Origin of the sequence: Streptomyces sp. NPDC050287, assembly GCF_044459385.1 — a bacterium.
Lineage (GTDB): Bacteria > Actinomycetota > Actinomycetes > Streptomycetales > Streptomycetaceae > Streptomyces.
Genome location: NZ_JBITIY010000007.1, coordinates 86,024 through 110,398, shown reverse-complemented (window position 1 = coordinate 110,398; position 24,375 = coordinate 86,024). Strand labels below are relative to the sequence as shown.

Here is a 24,375-nt window from a genome sequence, read left to right as displayed (position 1 = left end):
ACGCCGAAACCAATTGTGCCCACAGTCCGCCGCTATGCACGACACACGGTGGCGGACGATGGTTGTGCGCGTACCCCCGCCTCAGCGCCCCAGCCGTCCGCGCACCATGCCGACCAGTGAGTTCAGCTCTTCGATGCGCATGCGGCGGGCGGCGAGGAAGAAGACGCCGAGCAGCACCGCGCCACCGGCGATCAGGGCGGCGAACGAGCCGACGACGCCCTGGCCGAGCGTGCGGGCGATGCCGTAGCAGGCGGCGCCGCTGAGCAGCGCCGCCGGTACCGAGGCGATGGAGAGCCTGGCATAGGTGCGCAGCACGCGGTTGCCGTCCAGGTCGCCGCCCAGCCGCTTGCGCAGCCGGTTCCAGGCGACGCCGACGCCGATCGCGTAGGCGAGCCCGTACGAGGCGGACATGCCCACCACCGCCCAGCGGGACGGCAGGACCATGTAACACAGCACCGAGGCACTCGCGTTGACCGCGGCCACGATCACCGTGTTGTAGAAGGGGGTGCGGGTGTCCTCGTAGGCGTAGAAGGCGCGCAGGACGACGTACTGCACGGAGTAGGGGATCAGGCCGAGGGCGAAGGCCATCAGCATGTAGCCCATGTTGGTGGCCTCGCTGGTGCCGGAGGAGCCGAAGATCAGCGTGCACATGGGGATGCCGAGAGCGAGGAAGCCGAAGGAGATCGGCACGATCGCGACGGCCGTGGTGCGCAGGCCCTGGGAGATGTCGTCGCGGACCGCGCCGGTGTCGTCCTCGGCCGCCGAGCGCGAGATGCGCGGCAGCAGGGCGGCCATCAGGGAGACGGTGATGATGGCCTGCGGCAGGCCCCAGATCAGCTGGGCGTTGGCATAGGCGGCGAAGCCGGTGCCGTCGACGGGCGAGGCCTTGCCGGAGGCGGTGGACAGCTGGGTCACGACGAGCGCGCCGGCCTGGTTGGCGAGGACGAACAGGACGGTCCACTTGGCGAGCGTCACCGCCTTGCCCAGGCCGTGGCCCCTCCAGTCGAATCGCAGCCGCATTCGGAAGCCGGTCTCCCGCAGATACGGGATCATCGCCAGTGCCTGTACGACGAGGCCGAGCAGGACGCCGATGCCGAGGAGACGCTGACCCTCCGGCGGGATGGTCGTGACCTTCATGCCGGAGTCGGCGGCGGTGCCGTACACCCAGATGAACATTCCGAGCGTCACGATGATGACGATGTTGTTCAGGACCGGCGTCCACATCATCGCGCCGAACTTGCCGCGGGCGTTGAGGACCTGTCCCATCACCACGTGAATGCCCATGAAGAAGATCGAGGGCAGGAAGTAGCGGACGAACGTGATGCCCACTTCGTTGGCTGCCGGGTCGCCGGCGACAGAGTCGGACAGCAGGCGGATGAGGATCGGCGCGGCGAGGACCGCGAGCGCGGTCAGGGCGCCGAGCGCCACCATCACCAGGGTCAGCAGCCGGTTGGCGTACGCCTCGCCGCCGTCCTCGTCCTCCTTCATGGCACGGACGAGCTGAGGCACGAAGACGGAGTTGAGGCCACCGCCGACGGTCAGGATGTAGATCATGGTCGGCAGCTGGTAGGCGACCTGGAAGGTGTCGCCGAGCAGGCCCACGCCCAGCGCCGAGACGATCAGCGCGGAGCGGATGAAGCCGGTGAGGCGGGAGACCATCGTGCCCGCCGCCATCACGGCGCTCGACTTCAGCAGGCCGGCGGCCTTCCCGCTCTTCTTCGCGGGCGCAGCCGGAGCGGCGGCGGGCGTGGCGGTCAGGTTCATGGTCTCGTCGGTCGCGGGCGGGGAGGCCGCCGGTACCTGGTACTGCGGGGCCGGTACCGGTCCGCCCGGGGCAACTGCCGGACCCGGCACCGACCGGGGTTCCATCGGCGTGTGACCGCTCCCCTGCTGCTGGTCCCGGAAGAGGTGCGCGAAGGCGTCCGGCTCGTGACGTTCCTCACCGGCCTGGGTCACCAGGTCGTCGACGCCCACGAACTGGGTGGTGCGGGGATCGTCGCCGTACGGCAGGTACTGGGTCGGTCCCTCCGGTTCAGGGGCCGGGGTCTGCGCCCACACATGGGGGTCGGGGGCGTAGGGGGACTGGGGAGGCTGGGCGTACAGCGGCTGCTGCGGCTGGTAGGTGCCCGGAGGCGGTGGGGGGTGCGCGGCACGGTCGTAGAGCGCCTCGGCGACCGGGTCCTGGGCGTAGAGGTCCTGCGCCCGGTAGGGATCTTGGTTGTAGGCGTCCTGGAGGTACATGTCGGCGGGGTGCTGCGGCGGGACCTGGCCGTCCTGGGGCGGCGGGCCCTCGGGGTGACCCGAGTTGCCCGCGCCCTGGCCGCGGTCACCGTCGTACGGCGCGTTCATGGTTACCCCACCTCATCGTCCCCGGCCCACCGGCCACGACATCTCAACGGTCCACTCTCTCACCCGTGCCGGACGGGCCGGTGCTTTCCGCTGCGGTGTCCGTTGTCAGGTCACTCGGCTGCTGCGGGTCGTCTGCCCGGGGCAGGCTGCCGGACTCCTCCTGGAGACGGTCGGCGGTGCCGTCATGGTTCTCCGGGCCGTCGGCCGCCTCATCCGTCCCGTCGGGGTCGCCCTCCTCGGACTCGCGGGCGGCGGCGCGCTTGCGCTGGGTGTACATCCGGAAGCCGGCGAGGACGAGCAGGAGGAAGCCGCCTCCGATGACCAGCATCACAGTGGCCGTGATCTCGGTGACCTTCACATCGAAGCTGACGGGTTCGCCGTACTCGCGGCCGTCCTCCGTGTACAGCTGGGCGATCACCCTGGCCTGGCCGTTGGCCTTGGCCGTCGTGGAGAACTTCACCGTCTGGCTGTGTCCGCCGGAGACCTTGACCGGCTGCTCCGAGTAGGGTCCGCCGTCGATCTCCAGGCGCTTGGGGCTCAACGAGGTCAGCCGCAGCATCAAGTGGTCCACGCCCTGCACCAGGTCGTTCTGCACGGTCACCGGGATCGTGGCGCTGCGTCCGGAGAGCTTGGTCTCAGACTTGTCGATCAGCTGGACCTGGTCGGTCAGTCCGTCCAGGTACGTCATCACGTCGCTGCGGAAGCCGGTCGCCTCGGCGGCGCGGCCGCGCCAGGACGTGGACATCTCACGGTTCATGCCGCGCCCGAAGGGGGTCACCACCCGGTACTGAAAGCTGAGAACCACCTTGAAGTTGTCGAGTTTGTCCTGGGTGGTCGCGATCTCCTGGAAGGCCGACCGCGGCAGTTCGTGCTTGCGTAGCGAGGAGGAGTACTTGGACCGGGACGGCACCGTCGTGGTGGCCGCGCGGTCCGGCTTCGCGGCGGCGGCCGCCGTGAGTTTCTGGGACTCGGACCAGTTCGCGCTCTGCAGGGCGGTCACCGCCTCGGCCATCGCCTGCGCCTGGCGTGCCGACGGCATGCGCTGCGGAGCGACGACGATGCTGCGCTGTCTGCCCGTCTGCAGGTTGATCTCAAGGCTCTGGGCGAGGAACCTCTGCACGGCGAGCGTGGACGCCGAGGCTTTCATCAGGTCGCCCTGGAACGCCGTCGACAGCCGCGCGTCCGCGACGACCGCCGTGGTGCCGCCGCCGATGGGACGGGCGGCGGAGGGCGTGTACGTCAGGTTGCCCGTCTCCTGGAGGCTGTCGCTGCGCGCGATCACCCGGTCCGCGCCGGCGGAGGTGGCGACCTTCACGATCGACGGGTCCACCGCACCGTCCACCGGCCAGGCGAAGTCGGTTCTCGGTGTCACATGAAGCACCGTCCGCACGGTGGTGGCGGCGACGTCGGTTGCCTCGTTCAGGTGGCTGAGCGATCCGGTGACGCTGGTGCCGTTGTGAGCGAGGGCTGCGAGATCGGGGTCGGCGAAGGGCAGGGCGACGACCTCCTTGTCGGCCACCGCCCCCTGCAACTCGGCGAGCCAGTGGCTGGCGAGTGCCTGTTCCTCGGGGGTGCCCGCCCTGGTGGTGGCGCCTGTCCTGACCTGGTAGGGACGAGTCATCGCGTCGACGGAGGCCAGCAAGTCGGGGTCGATCACCCAGGTGACGTCGAGGTCCTTGCCCAGCGACAGGAGCTGATCCAGACGTCCGCCCGGCGAGAGCTCCTTGGCGAGGTCGTCGTCGAGGAAGACCGGCGTCTGCTGCTCGTTCGACCCCGTCTCCGCCGTCATGTGGACGGTGGAGATCAGAGGCCACAGATACGTCGTCTTCGTCTTGGGGTCCGCTTCGCCGGACTGCCAGGGCAGGAACGTCCGCTCCATGCCGAGCACCTGTTCCCAGGGCTGCGCGGACGTCTCTCCGGAGAGCGAGACGGTGAACTGGTAGACGCCGCTGTCGCCGAGGTCGAGTTCGTCGACCGGTACCGAGATGGAGAAGGATTCGGTGACGCCCGGGGTCAGCTTGGGGAACTTCTCCACATACTTGCCGCCGATCTCCGACCTGGGGGAGCTCTGGATTTCGCTGCTGTTCCTGGCGGCGCTGTCGATGGATGAGCGGGTCGTCAGCTCGGGCCCCACCCGCAGTCCCACGTGAGCGTCCGTGACGGCCTGCTTGCCGGTGTTGGTCACGGTGCCCGACACGGTCAGCGTGTCGCCGTCTGTGGGGGCGCTGGGTGTGAGGGTGTCGACCGCCACGGACACCGTGCCCGAGTCTGCGGCCAGGGCGGGCGTGGCGGCGGGCAGCTGGAACAGGCCGGCGAGCAGGGGCGCCCCGGCGAGCAGCGCTCCGGTGCGCCGCAGCCAGCGGCGGGCAGGTGAGGCACTGGTCCCCTGGAAGTCTGCCGCCTCGGCCACGCGCTCGCCCGTCCCTCGTCGTCGTCAGTGGTCGTCGGAATGTGCGTCCAGGCATGGTAACGATGCGCGCTGAGGGGAAGTGCCGCGGACTGCGCCACAAGATCGGGGACAACGTCGTGCTGTCCGGAATGTGCCGTATAAAGGGGACGCCTCCGCGTCATTCGCGCAGAGACCCCGCGCTGAGGCGCGTGGAGGGGCTGTGCCCATTTAATGGAGGCGCTCGCGGTCGCCCGGGCCACGTACTCTTTTCTGTTGTGCCGAACGCCAACGAAGACACCTCCAGTGCCCTGAGTCAGGTGCAGCACCGCGCGGTGAGTGAACTGCTGCGGGTCGCCCCTGTCGCCGACGACCTCGCCCGCCGCTTCCAGGAGGCAGGGTTCTCACTCGCCCTGGTCGGCGGTTCGGTGCGGGACGCGTTGCTCGGCCGGCTCGGCAATGACCTGGACTTCACGACCGACGCCCGCCCCGAGGACGTACTGAAGATCGTCCGACCGTGGGCGGATGCCGTGTGGGAGGTCGGGATCGCCTTCGGCACCGTCGGTGTGCAGAAGGATGCCCGTGTGGGAGACACTGAACGGCGCTTCCAGATCGAGGTGACCACCTACCGCTCCGAGGCGTACGACCGGACCTCACGCAAGCCCGAGGTGTCCTACGGCGACTCCATCGAGGAGGACCTCGTACGGCGCGACTTCACCGTCAACGCGATGGCCGTCGCGCTGCCGGAGAAGGAGTTCATCGATCCGCACGGCGGGCTCGACGATCTCGCGCAGCGCGTGCTGCGGACCCCGGGCACGCCCGAGGAATCCTTCTCGGACGACCCGCTGCGGATGATGCGGGCCGCGCGCTTCGCCGCACAGCTCGACTTCGAAGTGGCCCCCGAGGTCGTCACGGCGATGAAGGAGATGAGCGGGCGCCTCGAGATCGTCTCGGCCGAGCGGATCCGGGACGAGCTGAACAAGCTGATCCTTTCCACGCAGCCGCGTAAGGGCCTGACGCTGCTGGTCGACACCGGCCTCGCCGAGTATGTGCTGCCCGAGCTTCCGGCACTGCGTCTGGAGAGCGACGAGCACCACCGGCACAAGGACGTCTACGAGCACACACTGATCGTTCTGGAGCAGGCGATCGCGCTGGAGGACAACGGTCCTGACCTGACCCTCCGGCTGGCCGCGCTGCTGCACGACATCGGCAAGCCGCGCACACGCCGCTTCGAAAAGGACGGCAGGGTCTCCTTCCACCACCACGAAGTGGTCGGGGCGAAGATGACCAAGAAGCGTATGACGGCGCTGAAGTACTCCAACGAACTGGTGAAGGACGTATCCCAGCTGGTCGAACTCCACCTGCGTTTCCACGGGTACGGTGCCGGAGAGTGGACGGACTCCGCGGTCCGTCGCTACGTCCGTGATGCCGGTCCGCTGCTCGACCGCCTTCACAAGCTGACTCGCTCGGACTGCACGACCCGGAACAAGCGCAAGGCAACCGCACTCTCGCGGGCTTACGACGGCCTGGAGGAGCGGATCGCCCAGCTTCAGGAGCAGGAGGAGCTGGACGCCATCCGTCCGGACCTCGACGGCAACCAGATCATGGAGATCCTCGGTATCGGCCCTGGCCCCGCCATCGGCCGTGCGTACAAGCACATGCTGGAGCTCCGTCTGGAGATCGGGCCCATGGAGCATGACCAAGCGGTGGCGGCACTCAAGGAGTGGTGGGCCGAGCAGGGCTGAGGCTATGAAGAGGGTCATGTTTCACGTGAAACACGACCCTGGGCACGCTGAGAGCGGAGAGCTCGGTTGTGTGAGGGGCGATGTTTCACGTGAAACATCGCCCCGACTGCTCCGTAGATGACGGCGACGATGATCACCAGTGGTGTCGAGCGCCCGTCCGGCGGCAGCATCAGCGCGGCGACACCGGCGGCACCCACGAAGGCGACGTTGAAGAGCACGTCATAGACGGAGAAGATCCGGCCCCGGAAACCGTCGTTGACCGAGGACTGCACGATCGTGTCCGTGGCGATCTTCGCTCCCTGGGTGGTCAGCCCCAGGACGAACGCCGCGACGAGCATCGGGGCGGTGGCGAAAGGGAGTCCGAGGGCGGGCTCAAGGATCGCGGCGGCCGCGGCGCACACGACGATCCAATTGCCTGGTCCGAGCCCGCCCGCCGCCCAGGGCGTCATGAGGGCCGCCACGAAGAACCCCGCGCCGGAGATACCCAACGCCAGCCCCAGCAGGGCGAGGCCGTCATCGGGGTCGGAGGTCAGGGCATACCGGCAGAGCATCAGCACCATGACCAGCAGGGCGCCGTAGCAGAAACGCATCAACGACATCGCGCCGAGCGCCCACGCGGCCTCCCGGCGTGAGGGCGCGGCCAGATGCCGTACACCGGCCTTCAGATCCCTGGCCGTGCCGACGAATGCTGTGGACAGTCGGGGGCGCACCAACTCGCTGTCGGGCCCCAGCAGTTCCGGTCCGACGCGTAGCGATGCGAGCGCCCCGCACAGGTACAGCACGGCTCCCAGCAGCACCACGGCCGCGTCGGAGTCCGCGACCACCAGTCGGATGACGAATGCGAGGCCACCTCCCGCGGTCGCGGCGAGTGTCCCGGCCGTAGGGAAGAGGGAGTTGGCGATCACCAAGCGCTCGGCGTCGACGACCCTGGGCAGTGCGGCCGACAGTCCGGACAGGAGGAATCGGTTCACGGCGGTGACGCACAGCGCGGAGACGTAGAAGAGCCAGTCGGGGACTGCGCTGACCATCAGGACGGCCGTAGCCGATGCCATGACGGCGCGCAGGAGGTTGCCGTACAGGAAGACCTGGCGCCGGCGCCAGCGGTCCAGCAGGACGCCGGCGAAGGGACCCACCAGGGAGTAAGGGAGGAGCAGTACCGCCGTCGCGGAGGCGATCGCGGTGGCTGAGGTCTGCTTCTCCGGGGAGAAGACGACGTAGGCGGCGAGTGCGATCTGGTACACGCCGTCGGCGCCCTGGGAGAGCAGGCGCACAGCGAGCAGACGTCGGAAGTTCCGGAAGCGGAGCAGGACGCGCAGATCACGCACGACGGGCATGGGGCACAGCCTCACATACGAGGGAGGGTCCTCCGGGCTGTATCACCCGGAGGACCCTCAACAGCTCTGGCAGGAGCGGTTTCAGTACGCGGCGCTCTGCGTCGTCAGTGCGCCGTGACCCGTCTCGTCAGCGCTCGACCTCGCCGTTGATGAACTTCTCGACGTTCTCGCGGGCCTGGTCGTCGAAGTACTGGACCGGAGGGGACTTCATGAAGTACGACGACGCCGACAGGATCGGGCCGCCGATGCCGCGGTCCTTGGCGATCTTCGCGGCGCGCAGGGCGTCGATGATGACACCGGCGGAGTTCGGAGAGTCCCAGACCTCGAGCTTGTACTCCAGGTTCAGCGGGACGTCGCCGAAGGCACGGCCCTCGAGGCGGACGTAGGCCCACTTGCGGTCGTCGAGCCAGGCGACGTAGTCGGACGGGCCGATGTGGACGTTCTTCGCGCCCATGTCCCGATCGGGGATCTGGGAGGTGACAGCCTGCGTCTTGGAGATCTTCTTGGACTCGAGGCGCTCGCGCTCGAGCATGTTCTTGAAGTCCATGTTGCCGCCGACGTTCAGCTGCATCGTGCGGTCCAGGACGACGCCGCGGTCCTCGAAGAGCTTCGCCATGACGCGGTGCGTGATGGTGGCGCCCACCTGGGACTTGATGTCGTCACCGATGATCGGGACACCGGCCTCGGTGAACTTGTCCGCCCACTCCTTGGTGCCGGCGATGAAGACCGGGAGGGCGTTGACGAAGGCGACCTTGGCGTCGATCGCGCACTGGGCGTAGAACTTCGCCGCGTCCTCGGAGCCGACGGGCAGGTAGCAGACCAGGACGTCGACCTGCTTGTCCTTGAGGACCTGGACGACGTCGACCGGGGCCTCGGCGGACTCCTCGATCGTCTCGCGGTAGTACTTGCCGAGGCCGTCAAGGGTGTGGCCGCGCTGGACGGTGACACCGGTGCTGGGCACGTCGCAGATCTTGATGGTGTTGTTCTCGGACGCGCCGATGGCGTCCGCGAGATCGAGGCCGACCTTCTTGGCGTCCACGTCGAACGCGGCGACGAACTCGACGTCACGCACGTGGTACTCGCCGAACTGGACGTGCATCAGGCCGGGGACCTTGGCCGCCGGATCGGCGTCCTTGTAGTACTCGACTCCCTGAACCAGCGACGCGGCGCAGTTGCCCACGCCGACGACGGCTACGCGAACCGAACCCATTCCGGTTGCTCCCTGTGTGTATGAGTGAGGCCCTGAGCGGGCCCTCACGTGGCGGTGTCGTCGGGCGAATCCGGCCGTGGGGTGTCCCTCGGTCGGGGCAGATCGCCCGACGTTCCAGTGGTGGTGTCCTGCTGAGCGTTTGCCTCGGGGGCGGGACCCTTCAGGTCCCGCCCGGCCCGCTCGCTCTCGATGAGCTCGTTCAGCCAGCGCACTTCGCGCTCCACGGACTCCATCCCGTGGCGCTGGAGCTCAAGCGTGTAGTCGTCGAGGCGCTCCCGGGTGCGCGCCAGCGAGGCACGCATCTTCTCCAGGCGTTCCTCGAGCCGGCTGCGGCGGCCCTCAAGGACGCGCATGCGCACATCGCGAGAGGTCTGCCCGAAGAAGGCGAAGCGAGCCGCGAAGTGCTCGTCCTCGTACGCGTCGGGCCCGGTCTGTGAGAGGAGCTCTTCGAAGTGCTCCTTACCTTCCGCCGTCAACCGGTAGACGATTTTGGCGCGACGCCCTGCGAGTGGTGCGGCGAGGGCCTCCTCGGGAGTGTTCCCCGGTTCCTCGATCAACCAGCCGTTGGCGACCAGCGTCTTGAGGCAGGGGTACAGGGTTCCGTAGCTGAACGCACGGAACACACCCAGCGATGTGTTGAGTCGTTTGCGCAGCTCGTAGCCGTGCATCGGGGACTCGCGGAGCAGGCCGAGGACGGCGAACTCGAGGATCCCGGAACGCCGGCTCATGGTCGCCTCCTCTCTGCCGCGGACGGGCCGTGACGGTCTTTATGCCGAGCTGATGTATCGACTCGATACATCCAGACGATAGAACGGCCTTCCGGATGGGACAAGTGGAGGGACCGTGAACGGGATCACATCATTGATTCATGGGAACCAAGTTGCCTGATTTGGGGTGAACTCCGGGCCTAGGTGGGGTTTGACGGTGCGTAGTCTGTGCGCCATGCACACCACCGGGAACCGAGTGACGCATGGGGAACGTCCTTGTCCTCGGTGCAGTACGGGTGAATGCGGGACCGACCACATCCGTACTTCGGGGGGACCGGAAACCAGCCGCCGTTTCCAGGCGCGCAAGGGTGCGCCTGCCCGAGGAGTAATCGTTCGATGAGCGAGCACCGTCGCAAACCGCCGCAGTCGCAGGAAGGCGGACGTGCCGCGGCCCGACGCGGCCAGTCCGGCTCGTCCTCCGGCCGCCGAGCGGCACCGCGAGGCGCCACCGGGTCTCCCTCCGACTCCTATGGGACGAGTCCCCCCGAGTCGGGTTCCTACGGTCCAGGAGGCGAGGAGCGTCCGTACGGCGGCCGAGCCGAGGCACGCCGGGCCGCACAGAGAAGCAGCGGCAGCCGACGCAGAGCTCCCGAACCCGCTGGACGTGGCCGGCGCGGTGGTCCGACCAGCCCCACCGGGCGCGGTCGCGCGGCCGCGCCCGGCAAGAAGCGGATCATCGACTATCCGCGCGCCGGCAAGTACGGCGCGGCACGCTGGGTGCCGTCGTGGAAGCTGGTGACCGGACTCTTCATCGGCTTCTTCGGCAGCATGGTGGCCGTCGCGGGCATCGCGTACGCCATGGTGCAGGTTCCCGATGTCGCGTTGACGGCGAAGGCCCAGAACAACGTCTTCTACTGGGCCGACGGCAGCGAGATGGTCGCCACCGGTGGTGAGACCAACCGCCAGAACGTCAACCTCTCGCAGATCCCGAAGAACATGCAGTACGCCGTCGTCTCGCAGGAGAACAAGACCTTCTACACCGACAGCGGCATCGACCCCAAGGGCATCGGCCGCGCCGTCTTCAACATGGCCAGGGGCGGCGAGACCCAGGGTGGCTCCACCATCACCCAGCAGTACGTGAAGAACGCGATGCTCAACGACCAGTCGCAGACGATCTCCCGGAAGTTCAAGGAGATCTTCGTGTCCATCAAGGTCGGAGCCACGGTCCGCAAGGACAAGATCATGGAGGGGTACCTGAACTCCGCCTACTACGGTCGCAGTGCCTACGGGATCCAGGCGGCTGCACGTGCGTACTTCAACGAGGACGCGGTCAAACTGGACGCGGGGCAGTGTGCCTTCCTGGCGGCGATGCTGAAGGGCGCCACCTACTACGACCCCGCAGGCTCGATGTCCATCGACACGGCCGCTACTCCCGACGCCAACAAGAAGCGGGCCCTGAGGCAGATGCAGGACACCTTGGACAAGATGGTCGAATATGGCCATCTGAGCCCAACGGAGCGCGCCAAGTTCACGACGCTCCCCAAGTCGCAGAATCCGCGTGCGAACAACGAACTGAGCGGCCAGGTCGGCTACCTGGTCGACCTCGCCAAGGCCTATCTGATCAACAACACGAACATCACCGCCGACGACCTGCAGCAGGGCGGCTACTCGATCCACACGACCTTCGAGAAGAAGAAGGTCGACGAGCTGGAGAAGGCCGTAACGAAGGTCCGGAAGGCGAACATCAAGCCCAAGGAGCGCCCGGACAAGGACAAATACGTCCAGTTCGGCGGAGCGTCCGTGGATCCCGCGACCGGCGCGATCAAGGCCATCTACGGCGGTGAGGACGCGACGAAGCACTTCACCAACAACGCCGACGCGACCGGCGCCCAGGTCGGTTCGACCTTCAAGCCGTTCGTGCTGGCGGCGGCGATGAAGTGGGGTGTGCGCAATCCCGACGGCAATGAGGTGCAGGCGCAGGACGAGCGGACCCAGGTCAACCCGCAGAGCCTGTACAGCGGCAAGAACGATCTCAAGATCAAGGAATACGACGGGTCGGTCTGGAAGAACGAGAAGGGCAAGGAGTGGCTCCAGGAGAACGACGGCAAGGAGTCGTACGGCTCTCCGCCGGACTACAAGATCGACCTCCGCGAGGCGATGCGGGAGTCCGTGAACTCCGCCTTCGTACAGCTCGGTATGGACGTCGGGCTGGACAAGGTGAAGGAGTCGGCGGAGGACGCCGGCCTCTTGAAGAGCAGCCTGGCCGGCACCAACTACCCGTCCTTCTCCATCGGTATCTCCGACCCGAGCGCAATCCGCATGGCAGGTGCCTACGCCACCTTCGCGGCCAGCGGCAAGCAGAACGACCCGTTCTCGGTCCAGAAGGTGACCAGCAAGAACGGCACGGAGTACACGCATGAGGTGAAGACCAAGGAGGCGTTCGCCGCCAAGGTCGCCGACAACGTCACGGATGTGCTCAAGACCGTGGTCGAAAAGGGTACGGGTACCAACGCCAAGCTGGAGGGCCGTGAAGTGGCCGGCAAGACCGGTACCACCGACGGCAACAAGTCAGCGTGGTTCGTCGGATACACGCCCCAGCTCTCCACGTCGATCACCATGTTCCGCATGGACGACGACGAGACCAAGAAGAACCGCGAGTTCCTGAAGATGTACGGAACGGGTGGTCAGAAGAAGATCCACGGTGCCTCGTTCCCGTCCGAGATCTGGCACGACTACATGGAACAGGCGCTGAAGGGCACGCAGCCGAAGGCCTTCCCGACGCCGGAGCCCATCGGCGAGGTCATCAACGACACTCCGACTCCGACGCCCACCCCGACATTCACCCAGACCGAGGATGCCAGCCCGACTCCGAGTCCGACGCCCAGCGAGTCGCCGTCCTCCTCCTCGCCGTCGCCGTCGCCGAGCGAGACCTGCCAGTTCACCTGGCAGTGCCCCGGCCAGGACAACGGCGGAACGGGCAACGGCGGCACCGACGGAGGCGTGACGTCCTCGCCCACGGCTACCGTGACGGACGGGACCGGAAACACCAGAGGGAACGGCAATGGAGGCGGCCTCTTCCAAGGCCCGACCGGATAGGCCCCTTATCGTCCGTCGAGGGTGTTTCACGTGAAACATGGGCCGCCGCACCCACCAGGTGCGGCGGCCCTCCGCGTAGTCCCAGGCGCGTACGGCAGGATGTGCCCCATGCCCAGCGCAGAATCGACGCAAGCGAGCATGCACGAGCCGGAGCCGGTGCGGCCGACGAAGGACGACGCGGTCGCCGCGGCCGGCAGTGAACTTATCGGTGGCCCCATGGGACGGCGCGCCCTGCTCGGGACGTCCTGGTGGACTCCCGTCCGGGTGATCGCTCTGGTGGCGATCGGCATGTTCGCCCTCGGCCTGGTCCAGAAGGCGCCCTGCTACAACGGCGCTTGGTTCTTCGGGGCCAGCTCGCAGTACACACACGCGTGCTACTCGGACATCCCGCACCTCTATCAGGGGCGCGGCTTCGCCGATGGGCTCGTCCCGTACTTCGACAAGCTGCCCGGCGACATGCAGTACCTCGAATACCCGGTGCTCACCGGTGTGTTCATGGAGGTCGCCTCGTGGCTCACGCCCGGCAGCGGCAGCATCCAGGACCAGGAGCAGTGGTACTGGATGGTCAACGCCGGGATGCTGATGGTGTGCGCCGCCGTCATCGTCGTATGCGTGACCCGTACGCACGCCCGGCGTCCCTGGGACGGGCTGCTGGTCGCTCTGGCGCCCGCCTTCGCGCTGACCGCCACCATCAACTGGGACCTCCTGGCGGTCGCTCTGACGGCCGCGGCGATGCTGATGTGGTCCCGGAGCCGCCCCCTCGCCTTCGGTGTCCTGCTGGGGCTTGCCACGGCCGCCAAGCTCTATCCCGTCTTCCTGCTCGGCCCGCTCTTCGTGCTGTGCTGGCGCGCAGGCAAGTGGCGGGACTTCGGAAAGGCTCTGGGGGGTACGGCCGTCGCCTGGCTGGTCGTGAACCTGCCGGTGATGCTGTTCGCCTTCGAGGGCTGGTCGAAGTTCTACACGTTCAGCCAGGAGCGGGGCGTGGACTTCGGATCCTTCTGGCTGATTCTGTCCCAGAACACGAACAACCCGCTCAGCACCGACACCGTCAACACGCTTGCCACGCTGCTGGTACTGCTGTGCTGCGCGGGCATCGCGGCACTGACACTGACCGCGCCGCGTCGGCCGCGCTTCGCCCAGCTCGCCTTCCTCATCGTGGCGGTGTTCATCCTCACCAACAAGGTCTATTCGCCGCAGTACGTCCTGTGGCTGGTGCCGCTGGCCGTACTGGCCCGGCCGAAGTGGCGGGACTTCCTGATCTGGCAGGCCTGTGAGGTCGCGTACTTCCTGGGGATCTGGATGTACCTCGCGTACACGACCAGCGGAGATGCCCACAAGGGTCTGCCGACGGACGGCTACCACTGGGCCATCGCCCTGCATCTGCTGGGCACGCTGTACCTGTGTGCGGTGATCGTGCGCGACATCCTCGTGCCCGAGCGGGACGTGGTACGCCGGGCCGGCGATGACGACCCTTCGGGCGGCGTGCTCGACGGCGCGGAGGACGTCTTCGCGTTCGGCCCCGCCGCACATCCGCCGCGGCACGCGGCCCCCTTCGAAGGGCCTCAGGTGGAGTGGGGCAGCCGGGGACCGAGCTCGCACGCGGAGCCGCCCACGGGTGGTGCGCTCTGAGCGAACAGGACCTGGACCGGTCCGTGTGACCCACGCGAAAGGCCGTACACGGTGTTCCGTGTACGGCCTTTCGGCTGACCGAGAGTGTTCAGCGATCGACGATCCGGTCGAACTGCGTGGTGGTGTGCCGCAGATGGGCCACCAGTTCCTCGCCCACCTTCGGCTCCGGGGCGTCCGAAGGGACGAACAGGATCGAGACCTGCATGTGCGGCGGCTCGGCGAACCAGCGTTGCTTGCCGCCCCAGACGAACGGAGAAAGATTCCGGTTGACCGTGGCGAGGCCGGCGCGGGCGACGCCCTTTGCGCGCGGCATGACGCCGTGCAGAGCCTTGGGGGCCTCCAGACCCACCCCGTGCGACGTACCGCCCGCCACGACCACCAGGAAGCCGTCGGAGGCCGCCTTCTGCTGCCGGTAGCCGAAGCGGTCGCCCTTGGACACACGCGTGACGTCCAGCACGGCACCGCGGTACTCCGTGGCCTCGTGGTCGCCGAGCCACAGCCGCGTTCCGATACGGGCCCGGAAGCGGGTCTGCGGGAACTGCTGCTGCAGCCGGGCGAGATCCTCGGCCTTCAGGTGGCTGACGAACATGGTGTGCAGCGGCAGGCGGGCCGCGCGCAGCCGGTCCATCCAGCCGATGACCTCCTCGACGGCGTCCGAGCCGTCGGTGCGGTCCAGTGGCAGGTGGATCGCGAAACCTTCCAGGCGGACGTTCTCGATGGCGGTGTGCAGTTGGGGCAGGTCCTGCTCGCTGATGCCGTGGCGCTTCATCGAGGACATCACCTCGATGACCACGCGCGCGCCCACCAGACCGTAGACCCCGTCGATCGACGACACCGAGCGGATGACCCGGTCAGGCAGCGGCACGGGCTCCTCGCCACGCCGGTACGGCGTCAGCACCAGCAGGTCACCGCCGAACCAGTCCTTGATCCGCGCGGCCTCGTACGTCGTGCCCACGGCGAGAACGTCCGAGCCCAGGCGAGTGGCCTCCTCCGCCAGGCGCTCGTGTCCGAAGCCGTAGCCGTTGCCCTTGCAGACCGGGACCAGCCCCGGGAACTGCTCCTGCACGTGCTTGTGGTGCGCCCGCCAGCGCGCGGTGTCGACGTAGAGCGTGAGCGCCATGGCCGGACCTGGAACCTTTCTGGTCGCTGCGGTGTATCAGAGGTATGGGAGCTATTGAAGCGAAGAACGTCCTGTCAGCGGCGCGACATGTAGATGTCGAGCGCCTTGTGGAGCAGCTTGTTCAGCGGGAAGTCCCACTCGCCGAGGTACTCGGCGGCCTGTCCGCCCGTGCCCACCTTGAACTGGATCAGGCCGAAGAGATGGTCGGTCTCGTCCAGCGAGTCGGAGATGCCGCGCAGGTCGTAGACGGTCGCGCCGAGCGCGTAGGCGTCCCGCAGCATTCGCCACTGCATCGCGTTCGAGGGCCGGACCTCACGGCCGATGTTGTCGGAGGCACCGTAGGAGTACCAGACGTGCCCACCTACGATCAGCATCGTCGCCGCCGACAGGTTCACGCCGTCGTGCCGGGCGAAGTACAGCCGCATGCGATTGGGGTCCTCGGTGTTGAGGGCCGTCCACATGCGCTGGAAGTACGACAGCGGGCGGGGCCGGAAGTGGTCGCGCACAGCCGTGATCTCGTAGAGCCGCTGCCATTCCTCGAGGTCCTGGTAGCCGCCCTGGACGACCTCGACGCCTGCTTTCTCGGCCTTCTTGATGTTGCGGCGCCACAGCTGGTTGAAGTTCTTGTGGACCTCTTCCAGAGAGCGGTTCGCCAGCGGTACCTGGAAGACGTAACGGGGCTGCACGTCGCCGAAGCCGGCACCCCCGTCCTCGCCCTGCTGCCAGCCCATACGGCGCAGTTTGTCGGCCACCTCGAAGGCGCGCGGTTCGATGAAGTCGGCCTCGATGTCCCGCAGTCGCTTCACGTCCGGGTTCTGGATGCCCTGCTTGATCGAGCCCGCCTCCCAGCGCCGGATGATCACCGGCGGGCCCATCTTCACGGAGAAGGCACCCTGCTGCTTGAGGTGCGCGAGCATCGGTTCCAGCCACTCGGTCAGATTCGGCGCGAACCAGTTGATGACCGGGCCCTCGGGCAGATACGCGAGATAGCGCTTGATCTTGGGGAGCTGCCGGTAGAGCACAAGCCCTGCGCCGACCATCTCGCCGGTCCTGTCGTCGAACCAGCCGAGGCTCTCGGAGCGCCACTCCGCCTTGACATCCGCCCAGGCCGGAACCTGCATGTGGCTCGCCGACGGCAGGCTCTGGATGTACGCCAGATGCTGCTCGCGACTGATCGTCCTCAGGGTCAGGCTCATTCGGGGCGCTCCTCGGGCTGGTGTGTCCCCATGGGTACAGGGGCTCCGGCTCTCGCGCCGAAGCCTACTGCGCCTTGTGAGCGCCTCGAATGGGCATACGGCACCTTCGCCCGGGCCTGTGAGCCACCAGGGCGCAATACGGTGCCGTATGAGGATGTGGAGTGTGCCGTCCGTGGCGTCAGAAGACCCCGCCGAAGAGACCACCGTGCGCCATGCCGAGGAAGAAGCCGACGCCCGATGCGCCCAGGCCGAGGATCAGGCCGAAGCGTTCCCGGGTCGTCACCGAGATCCACTGACCGTACGCGCCGGTGAGGATGCCCACCAGGCCGGTCCAGGAGCTCAGCAGGTGCAGGTCGTCGTCGAACATCGCCGTGAGGAACGACGTGAAGCCCAGCACCAGGGTCACCGCCAGCAGCGTGTCCTGGAGCGGGTGGGGCTTGCCGTCCGTGGCGAACAGCCCTCCGGCGGTGTTGGGTCGCAATGCCTGTGCCATAGGGGCACCTCCTGCGAAAGCGGCGCATCGTAGCGCCATTCACACCTGATGTGTACAGATTGGCGGTCTCCGCGGCCGGATTTCAACCGGAAGCCGGTGTGCGGGTAGTCTGTACCGTCTGCACCGATGTCTGCCCACGTCACGGCTGAGGAACTCCTCCGAGGAACCCTCGATTGTCAGTGGCGGCCGATACCGTTGCGAACGCATCACAACCCTCCTGCCACGGAACCGCCGTGGCCGTTGAGTCCAAAGGAGGTGGGTTCCACATGCGTCACTACGAGGTGATGGTCATCCTCGACCCCGATCTGGAGGAGCGCGCTGTCGCCCCCCTGATCGAGAACTTCCTCTCCGTCGTCCGTGAGGGCAACGGAAAGGTCGAGAAGGTCGACACCTGGGGCCGTCGTCGTCTCTCGTACGAGATCAAGAAGAAGCCTGAGGGCATCTACTCGGTCATCGACCTGCAGGCCGAGCCTGCGGTCGTCAAGGAGCTCGACCGCCAGATGAACCTGAACGAGTCGGTCCTCCGGACCAAGGTCCTTCGTCCCGAGACCCACTGAGCTCTCCCGCTCAGTTGAACCCGGGATTCGAGTAGCAGCACCAAGCAGCCAGCAGCAAACCCGCCGAGAGGTTCCCCCATGGCAGGCGAGACCGTCATCACGGTCGTCGGCAATCTTGTCGACGACCCCGAGCTGCGCTTCACCCCTTCCGGTGCGGCGGTCGCGAAGTTCCGTGTCGCGTCCACCCCCCGCACCTTCGACCGTCAGACGAACGAGTGGAAGGACGGCGAGAGCCTGTTCCTGACCTGCTCGGTCTGGCGTCAGGCGGCGGAGAACGTCGCCGAGTCGCTTCAGCGAGGCATGCGCGTCATCGTGCAGGGCCGGTTGAAGCAGCGGTCCTACGAGGACCGTGAGGGCGTCAAGCGCACGGTCTACGAGCTGGACGTCGAGGAAGTCGGCGCCAGCCTGCGCAGTGCCACGGCCAAGGTCACCAAGACCGCCGGCCGCGGTGGCCAGGGCCAGGGAGGTTACGGCGGCGGTGGCGGCGGTGCCCAGGGTGGTGGCGGCTGGGGCGGAGGCTCCGGTGGCGGCCAGCAGGGCGGCGGCGGTGCTCCCGCCGACGACCCGTGGGCGACCGGCGCTCCCGCCAGCGGCAACCAGGGCGGCGGCGGTGGCGGCGGCTGGGGTGGAAACTCCGGCGGCGCCAGCGGTGGCGGCTACTCGGACGAACCCCCCTTCTAGGCCTCACAGCCGAGGGTGGGTCGTACCCACACTTCTTGATCACACAGGAGATACACCATGGCGAAGCCGCCTGTGCGCAAGCCGAAGAAGAAGGTCTGCGCTTTCTGCAAGGACAAGGTCACGTACGTGGACTACAAGGACACGAACATGCTGCGGAAGTTCATTTCCGACCGCGGCAAGATCCGTGCCCGCCGCGTGACCGGCAACTGCACGCAGCATCAGCGTGACGTCGCCACGGCCGTGAAGAACAGCCGTGAGATGGCGCTGCTGCCCTACACCTCCACCGCGCGATAAGGGAAGGGTGACCGACACATGAAGATCATCCTCACCCACGAGGTCTCCGGCCTCGGTGCCGCGGGCGACGTCGTAGACGTCAAGGACGGTTACGCTCGCAACTACCTGATCCCGCGGAATTTCGCTATCCGCTGGACCAAGGGTGGCGAGAAGGATGTCGAGCAGATCCGTCGTGCTCGCAAGATCCACGAGATCCAGACCATCGAGCAGGCCAACGCTGTGAAGGCCCAGCTCGAGGGTGTCAAGGTCCGTCTGGCCGTCCGCTCCGGCGACGCCGGTCGTCTTTTCGGTTCCGTCACCCCGGCCGACATCGCTTCTGCGATCAAGGCGTCCGGTGGCCCCGAGGTCGACAAGCGCCGCATTGAGCTGGGCGCGCCGATCAAGACGCTGGGCGCCCACGAGACGTCCGTGCGCCTGCACCCCGAGGTTGCCGCCAAGGTCAACATCGAGGTCGTCGCGGCCTGATCGCCGCGCTCGGCTGGACAGCTGAGAATGTGGACAGCCAAGAAGGGGTCGCGCCTGCCGGTGCGGCCCCTTCGGCATGCCCAGCGGGATGGCCGGGTCGGCATGTTTCACGTGAAACGACCGACTCGACCGGGCGGGCATGTTTCACGGGAAACGGTCAGCGCGTCGCGCCCGTCACCAGCCAGTGGCCGGAGCGGGTGCGCAGCCACAGGGTCACCAGGCGCACCGTCATCATCAATGTCATGGCGGCCCAGAGGGCGGTCAAACCGCCATCCAGCGCAGGAACGAGCAGGGCGACCGGGGCGAAGGCCGTCAGCGTGAGCAGCATGGCCCACGCGAGGTACGGGCCGTCACCGGCCCCCATGAGCACTCCGTCCAGAACATAGACGATGCCGCAGATCGGTTGCGAGACCGCCACGATCACAAGAGCGGGCAGAGCAGCGTCCTTGACCACGGAATCGCTGGTGAACAGTGGCAGGAACACCGGTCGGCTGATCACGACCAGCACGCCGAGCAGGACGCCGACCGCGACTCCCCACCCCATCATGCGACGGCACGCCTGGCGGGCGCCCTGGGCATCGCCGGCCCCCAGAAAGCGGCCGATGATCGCCTGCCCTGCGATGGCGATGGCGTCGAGGGCGAAGGCCAGCAGGCTCCACAGGGACAGGATGATCTGGTGGGCTGCGATGTCGGCGTCGCCGAGGCGGGCCGCGACGGCCGTGGCAATCATCAGGACTGCCCGCAAGGAGAGCGTGCGGACCAGCAATGGGACGCCGGCCTGAGCGGAGGCGCGGATCCCTGCGGAGTCAGGACGCAGTGAGGCTCCGTGCCGGCGCGCGCCGCGGACGACCACCACGAGATAGGCCACTGCCATGGAGCACTGGGCGATGACGGTGCCCCAGGCGGAACCCGCGATACCGAGGTCGGCACCGTAGACGAGCCCTACATTGAGAGCGGCGTTGGCGACGAAGCCCGCAACGGCGACGTACAGAGGTGTCTTGGTGTCCTGCAGTCCGCGGAGCACACCGGTCGCGGCGAGGACGACGAGCATGGCCGGGATGCCGAGGGACGAGATCCGGAGATAGGTGATCGCATACGGGGCCGCCGTGTCGGAGGCGCCGAAGAGTTCCACGATTCCCGGTGCCGTGGGAAGGACGACGGTGAATACGGCGGCACCGAGCAACAGCGCCAGCCAGATGCCGTCCATGCCCTGGCGAATGGCGGACTGAAGATCGCCCGCGCCGACGCGTCGGGCGACGGCGGCCGTGGTGGCGTAGGCGAGGAAGACGAAGATGCTGACGGCTGTCGTGAGGAGGGCGGAGGCGACGCCGAGCCCGGCGAGTTGCGCCGTTCCGAGATGGCCGACGATCGCACTGTCGGCCATGACGAAGAGGGGCTCGGCGACGAGTGCGCCGAAGGCCGGTACGGCCAGCGCGACGATCTCTCGGTCGTGCTGGTGCCGAACAGCCTTGGGGGTCGCGGGAGCCTGTGTCATGAGCACTAATCTAATCGTCCACAGGTAATAGACGCAACGCATAGGTGGCCCTTACTGAATTTCGTGTGAGGGCTGCGTCTGCGCACTAGCCGAGGTGATCTTGGCCCTAGTTGGAAAGTTTTTCTTCTGCACAGCCGGTGGATGGGAAGTCCGCAGGTCAGAGCCGGAGTTACGAGGAGATTCGAACCTTGTTCACAGGGCTGTCCACCGTGTCGTGCACAGGTTTTGCGGAGTTCTCCACAGCATCCGGGCCGTCGTCCACATGGCCTGTGGATAACCAGATTGGCTGACGGTGCCCGCGGGCCTACGGTGGTCCGGCGCCCGCTCCGTTCGTCGGCCGGTAAACCGTCACAAAACCGACGCGCTTGAACCGGAGTTGGGCGTCTCATTTGTCAGTGGCGTGCCGTAGAAAAGAGAGGCACGCGAGGTCCGCTCCGCGGACGGGAGGAGGTGGCTCGGTGAGCATTTCCGAGCCGTTGGACGATCCTTGGGCCGACAGCGGTCCCAGTGATCGTCTGCCCTCATCCCGCCGGCGCAGTGACGGAATCCGTGGCCGCGACGAACAGCATGACCGTGGCGGCGAGAACGGCGCCTGGGACGGCGGCAGTTCGACCTTCGAACGCGTTCCGCCGCAGGACCTCGACGCCGAGCAGTCCGTGCTCGGCGGCATGCTCCTGTCGAAGGACGCCATCGCCGACGTCGTCGAGGTTCTCAAGGGCCACGACTTCTACAAGCCCGCTCACGAGACGATCTTCCAGGCGATCCTCGACGTCTACGCCAAGGGTGAGCCGGCCGACCCCATCACGATCGCCGCTGAGCTCACCAAGCGCGGGGAGATCAACAAGGTCGGCGGCGCATCGTATCTGCACACCCTCGTCCAGACAGTGCCCACGGCGGCCAACGCCGAGTACTACGCGGAGATCGTCCACGAGCGGGCGGTCCTGCGCCGCCTGGTCGAAGCCGGCACCCGCATCACGCAGATGGGGTACGCGGCCGACGACGACGTCGACGAGATCGTCAACCGCGCCCAGGCGGAGATCTACGCGGTCACCGAGCAGCGCACCAGCGAGGACTACCTGCCGCTCGGCGACATCATGGAGGGCGCGCTCGACGAGATCGAGGCGATCGGCTCGCGCAGCGGCGAGATGACCGGTGTCCCCACCGGCTTCACGGACCTCGACTCGCTGACCAACGGCCTGCATCCGGGCCAGATGATCGTCATCGCAGCCCGTCCCGCCATGGGCAAGTCCACGCTTGCGCTGGACTTCGCGCGCGCGGCGTCGATCAAGCACAACCTGGCCAGCGTCATCTTCTCCCTCGAGATGGGCCGCAACGAGATCGCGATGCGGCTGCTGTCCGCCGAGGCACGCGTGGCACTGCACCACATGCGCTCCGGCACCATGACGGACGAGGACTGGACCCGCCTGGCCCGTCGGATGCCCGAGGTGTCGTCCGCGCCGCTCTACATCGACGACTCCCCGAACCTGTCGATGATGGAGATCCGCGCCAAGTGCCGTCGGCTGAAGCAGCGAAACGACATCAAGCTGGTGATCATCGACTATCTGCAGCTGATGCAGTCCGGTGGCTCCAAGAGGTCCGAGAGCCGTCAGCAGGAGGTTTCGGACATGTCCCGAAACCTCAAGCTCCTGGCCAAGGAGCTGGAAGTCCCGGTGATCGCGCTCTCACAGCTCAACCGTGGTCCCGAGCAGCGCACGGACAAGAAGCCGATGGTGTCCGACCTGCGTGAGTCGGGCTCCATCGAGCAGGACGCCGACATGGTGATCCTGCTGCATCGCGAGGACGCCTACGAGAAGGAGTCGCCGCGCGCGGGCGAGGCGGACATCATCGTGGGCAAGCACCGTAACGGCCCGACAGCCACGATCACGGTCGCCTTCCAGGGCCACTACTCGCGGTTCGTGGACATGGCGCAGACCTGAGCCGCTGTTGCAGGTTCCCCGGCTCCGTGTGAGGCGGCCGGAGAAGCTGCAGGTCAGGGAAGCGGCGTCCGAACACGAGCGGGAGACCCTACAGCCGCCGGTCGTAGGACAAATGAGCTCGACGTCTCAGGGCCACGCGGGGTGGACTGTCGGCATGACGACATCTGAGGAAGAGTTGCTGCCCGGTACGCGCCGGGCGTTGCTGCACCGGATCGCCGTGGCGCAGGCCGAGGGACGTGCCCCGTCGCTGGTGGCGGCGGTGGTCCGGGACGGGCGGGCCGTGTGGCACGGCGCCAGGACGTCGGTGGACGGACATGGTCCGGATGAGAACGTGCAGTACAGGATCGGCTCGATCACCAAGACCTTCACCGCCGTTCTCGTAATGCGGCTGCGCGACGAGGGCGTGCTCGACCTCGGTGACCCGCTGGAGAAACATCTGCCGGGCACCGGCGCGGGGGAGGCCACCGTCGCCGAACTGCTCGCCCACACCAGCGGGCTGGCAGCGGAGGCGCCCGCGCCGTGGTGGGAACGCACCCCGGGGTCCCTACGTCCTGAGCTCGCCGACGTATTGGGCGATCAGCCCTTCCGGCATCCCGTCGGCCGCCGCCATCACTACTCCAACCCGGGCTACACGCTGCTGGGGGCGCTCGTGGAGAAGCTGCGCGGGGCTCCTTGGGAGGAGGTACTGCAGCGCGAAGTGCTCGAACCTCTGTGCCTCGACCGTACGAGCACGCGGCCGCGGGCTCCTCATGCGGGTGGCTGGGCCGTGCATCCGTGGGCGGATGTGATGCTGCCCGAACCGGTCGAGGATCTCGGCCGCATGGCTCCTGCCGGTCAACTGTGGTCGACCGCAGGGGATTTGGCGCGGTTCGCCGGCTTCCTGGCACGGGGCGACGAACGGGTGCTCAGCGCGCGGACGGTCCAGGAGATGCGGACACCTGCGGCGCCGGCGGAGGTTGCGGATGTCGCGGACGGTGTTACCTACGGTCTCGGTCTGCAGATCCAGCACCGGGAGGGCCGCCTGCTCGTCGGCCACTCGGGTTCACTGCCGGGGTTCCTGGCCTGCCTCACGCTCAGCGTGGCGGACGACGTCGCGGCGGTGGTCCTGGCCAACTGCACATCCGGCCCACTGCTGGGGAGCGTGGCCGCCGAGCTCGTACGGATCGTCGCCGAGGCGGAGCCGCGGATTCCCGAGCCGTGGCGGCCCCTCTCCGAAGTGGACGCGTCCGCCCTGGAGTTGGCGGGTCAGTGGTACTGGGGGACTCATGCTTTCGGCCTGCGGGTGACAGCCGACGACCTTGTCTCGCTGGAGCCGCTGTCGGGGAACGGGCGTCGCTCGCGGTTCCGGGCCAACGGCGACGGTTGCTGGACCGGCCTGGAGGGCTATTACGCCGGGGAGCCTCTGACGGCTGTACGACGGCCTGACGGGTCCCTGAGCCACCTGGACCTGGGTTCGTTCGTGTTCACGCGTCAGCCGTACGGTGAGGGGGCTGCTGTGCCGGGTGGGGTGGATCCCGAGGGTTGGCGAGGCATCGGCTAGACGCCCTTGCGTGGCGGGGGGGGGGGTGGGGGGGAAAAACCCCCCCCCCCCCCCGGGGCGGGGGGGCGGGGCGCCCGGGCAATCGGGGCCGTGGAAACCCACAGTGGAAGCGGGGTGCCCCCCGCCACAAAATAAGGCGGG

18 protein-coding genes are annotated in these 24,375 nt (G+C 67.5%); 9 read left to right on the top strand and 9 right to left on the bottom strand.

Going from position 1 to position 24,375, the window contains the following annotated elements; translation table 11 throughout:
- Positions 1–81: 81 nt before the first annotated feature.
- Both murJ and ACIBK3_RS25650 read right to left on the bottom strand, forming a co-directional pair.
- The gene (murJ, locus tag ACIBK3_RS25655) at positions 82–2,349 is read right to left on the bottom strand and encodes a murein biosynthesis integral membrane protein MurJ (protein ID WP_399369136.1); all 2,268 of its coding nucleotides are present in this window, start codon (positions 2,347–2,349) and stop codon (positions 82–84) included.
- Between the two features lie 43 nt (positions 2,350–2,392).
- Positions 2,393–4,759 carry a DUF6049 family protein gene (locus ACIBK3_RS25650; protein ID WP_399369134.1) on the bottom strand — a complete coding sequence of 789 codons (2,367 nt, stop codon included), beginning with the start codon at positions 4,757–4,759 and terminating at the stop codon, positions 2,393–2,395.
- A 254-nt stretch (positions 4,760–5,013) separates the two neighbouring features.
- On the opposite strand from ACIBK3_RS25650, the gene ACIBK3_RS25645 reads away from it, so the two are divergent.
- Positions 5,014–6,480 (top strand): CCA tRNA nucleotidyltransferase, encoded by a 1,467-nt coding sequence (locus tag ACIBK3_RS25645; protein ID WP_399369132.1) that lies wholly within the window; start codon positions 5,014–5,016, stop codon positions 6,478–6,480.
- A gap of 14 nt (positions 6,481–6,494) precedes the next feature.
- On the opposite strand, the gene ACIBK3_RS25640 is transcribed toward ACIBK3_RS25645, so the two are convergent.
- From ACIBK3_RS25640 to ACIBK3_RS25630, 3 genes are all read right to left on the bottom strand, one after another.
- Positions 6,495–7,814, bottom strand: a complete 1,320-nt coding sequence (locus ACIBK3_RS25640) for an MFS transporter (protein WP_399369130.1) — start codon at positions 7,812–7,814, stop codon at positions 6,495–6,497.
- A 127-nt stretch (positions 7,815–7,941) separates the two neighbouring features.
- Positions 7,942–9,024, bottom strand: coding sequence for an inositol-3-phosphate synthase (locus ACIBK3_RS25635; protein ID WP_399369128.1), 1,083 nt, complete (start codon positions 9,022–9,024; stop codon positions 7,942–7,944).
- A 44-nt stretch (positions 9,025–9,068) separates the two neighbouring features.
- Positions 9,069–9,752 (bottom strand): PadR family transcriptional regulator, encoded by a 684-nt coding sequence (locus tag ACIBK3_RS25630; RefSeq protein ID WP_399369126.1) that lies wholly within the window; start codon positions 9,750–9,752, stop codon positions 9,069–9,071.
- A gap of 375 nt (positions 9,753–10,127) precedes the next feature.
- Here ACIBK3_RS25630 and ACIBK3_RS25625 point away from each other — a divergent pair, with 375 nt between their 5' ends.
- Positions 10,128–12,827, top strand: a complete 2,700-nt coding sequence (locus ACIBK3_RS25625) for a transglycosylase domain-containing protein (RefSeq protein ID WP_399369124.1) — start codon at positions 10,128–10,130, stop codon at positions 12,825–12,827.
- Between the two features lie 99 nt (positions 12,828–12,926).
- The gene (locus ACIBK3_RS25620) at positions 12,927–14,456 is read left to right on the top strand and encodes a glycosyltransferase family 87 protein (RefSeq protein ID WP_399369122.1); all 1,530 of its coding nucleotides are present in this window, start codon (positions 12,927–12,929) and stop codon (positions 14,454–14,456) included.
- Between the two features lie 88 nt (positions 14,457–14,544).
- On the opposite strand, the gene ACIBK3_RS25615 is transcribed toward ACIBK3_RS25620, so the two are convergent.
- The 3 genes from ACIBK3_RS25615 to ACIBK3_RS25605 all read right to left on the bottom strand — a co-directional run bounded on the left by ACIBK3_RS25615 (position 14,545) and on the right by ACIBK3_RS25605 (position 17,265).
- Positions 14,545–15,576, bottom strand: a complete 1,032-nt coding sequence (locus ACIBK3_RS25615; RefSeq protein WP_399369120.1) for an alanine racemase — start codon at positions 15,574–15,576, stop codon at positions 14,545–14,547.
- Positions 15,577–15,650: 74 nt separating this feature from the next.
- Positions 15,651–16,772, bottom strand: coding sequence for a peptidoglycan bridge formation glycyltransferase FemX (gene femX / locus ACIBK3_RS25610; RefSeq protein WP_399369118.1), 1,122 nt, complete (start codon positions 16,770–16,772; stop codon positions 15,651–15,653).
- 178 nt (positions 16,773–16,950) lie between these two features.
- The gene (locus ACIBK3_RS25605) at positions 16,951–17,265 is read right to left on the bottom strand and encodes a hypothetical protein (RefSeq protein WP_399369116.1); all 315 of its coding nucleotides are present in this window, start codon (positions 17,263–17,265) and stop codon (positions 16,951–16,953) included.
- Positions 17,266–17,531: 266 nt separating this feature from the next.
- Between ACIBK3_RS25605 and rpsF the strand changes: the two genes are divergently transcribed.
- From rpsF to rplI, 4 genes are all read left to right on the top strand, one after another.
- Positions 17,532–17,822, top strand: a complete 291-nt coding sequence (gene rpsF / locus ACIBK3_RS25600; RefSeq protein ID WP_005482942.1) for a 30S ribosomal protein S6 — start codon at positions 17,532–17,534, stop codon at positions 17,820–17,822.
- Between the two features lie 78 nt (positions 17,823–17,900).
- A complete protein-coding gene (locus ACIBK3_RS25595) occupies positions 17,901–18,503 on the top strand; it encodes a single-stranded DNA-binding protein (protein WP_399369114.1) in 603 nt (200 codons plus the stop codon).
- Positions 18,504–18,560: 57 nt separating this feature from the next.
- Positions 18,561–18,797: a 30S ribosomal protein S18 gene (gene rpsR, locus ACIBK3_RS25590; protein ID WP_003949403.1), complete on the top strand. Its 237-nt coding sequence runs from the start codon at positions 18,561–18,563 to the stop codon at positions 18,795–18,797.
- An 18-nt stretch (positions 18,798–18,815) separates the two neighbouring features.
- Entirely contained in the window at positions 18,816–19,262 is a 447-nt protein-coding gene (gene rplI / locus ACIBK3_RS25585) for a 50S ribosomal protein L9 (RefSeq protein WP_095756004.1), read from the top strand.
- 157 nt (positions 19,263–19,419) lie between these two features.
- On the opposite strand, the gene ACIBK3_RS25580 is transcribed toward rplI, so the two are convergent.
- A complete protein-coding gene (locus ACIBK3_RS25580) occupies positions 19,420–20,757 on the bottom strand; it encodes an MATE family efflux transporter (protein ID WP_399369112.1) in 1,338 nt (445 codons plus the stop codon).
- A 458-nt stretch (positions 20,758–21,215) separates the two neighbouring features.
- On the opposite strand from ACIBK3_RS25580, the gene dnaB reads away from it, so the two are divergent.
- Both dnaB and ACIBK3_RS25570 read left to right on the top strand, forming a co-directional pair.
- Complete coding sequence (gene dnaB, locus ACIBK3_RS25575) at positions 21,216–22,694, top strand: replicative DNA helicase (protein WP_399369110.1); 1,479 nt, start codon at positions 21,216–21,218, stop codon at positions 22,692–22,694.
- 154 nt (positions 22,695–22,848) lie between these two features.
- Positions 22,849–24,234: a serine hydrolase domain-containing protein gene (locus ACIBK3_RS25570; RefSeq protein WP_399369108.1), complete on the top strand. Its 1,386-nt coding sequence runs from the start codon at positions 22,849–22,851 to the stop codon at positions 24,232–24,234.
- The last annotated feature ends 141 nt before the right edge of the window (positions 24,235–24,375 follow it).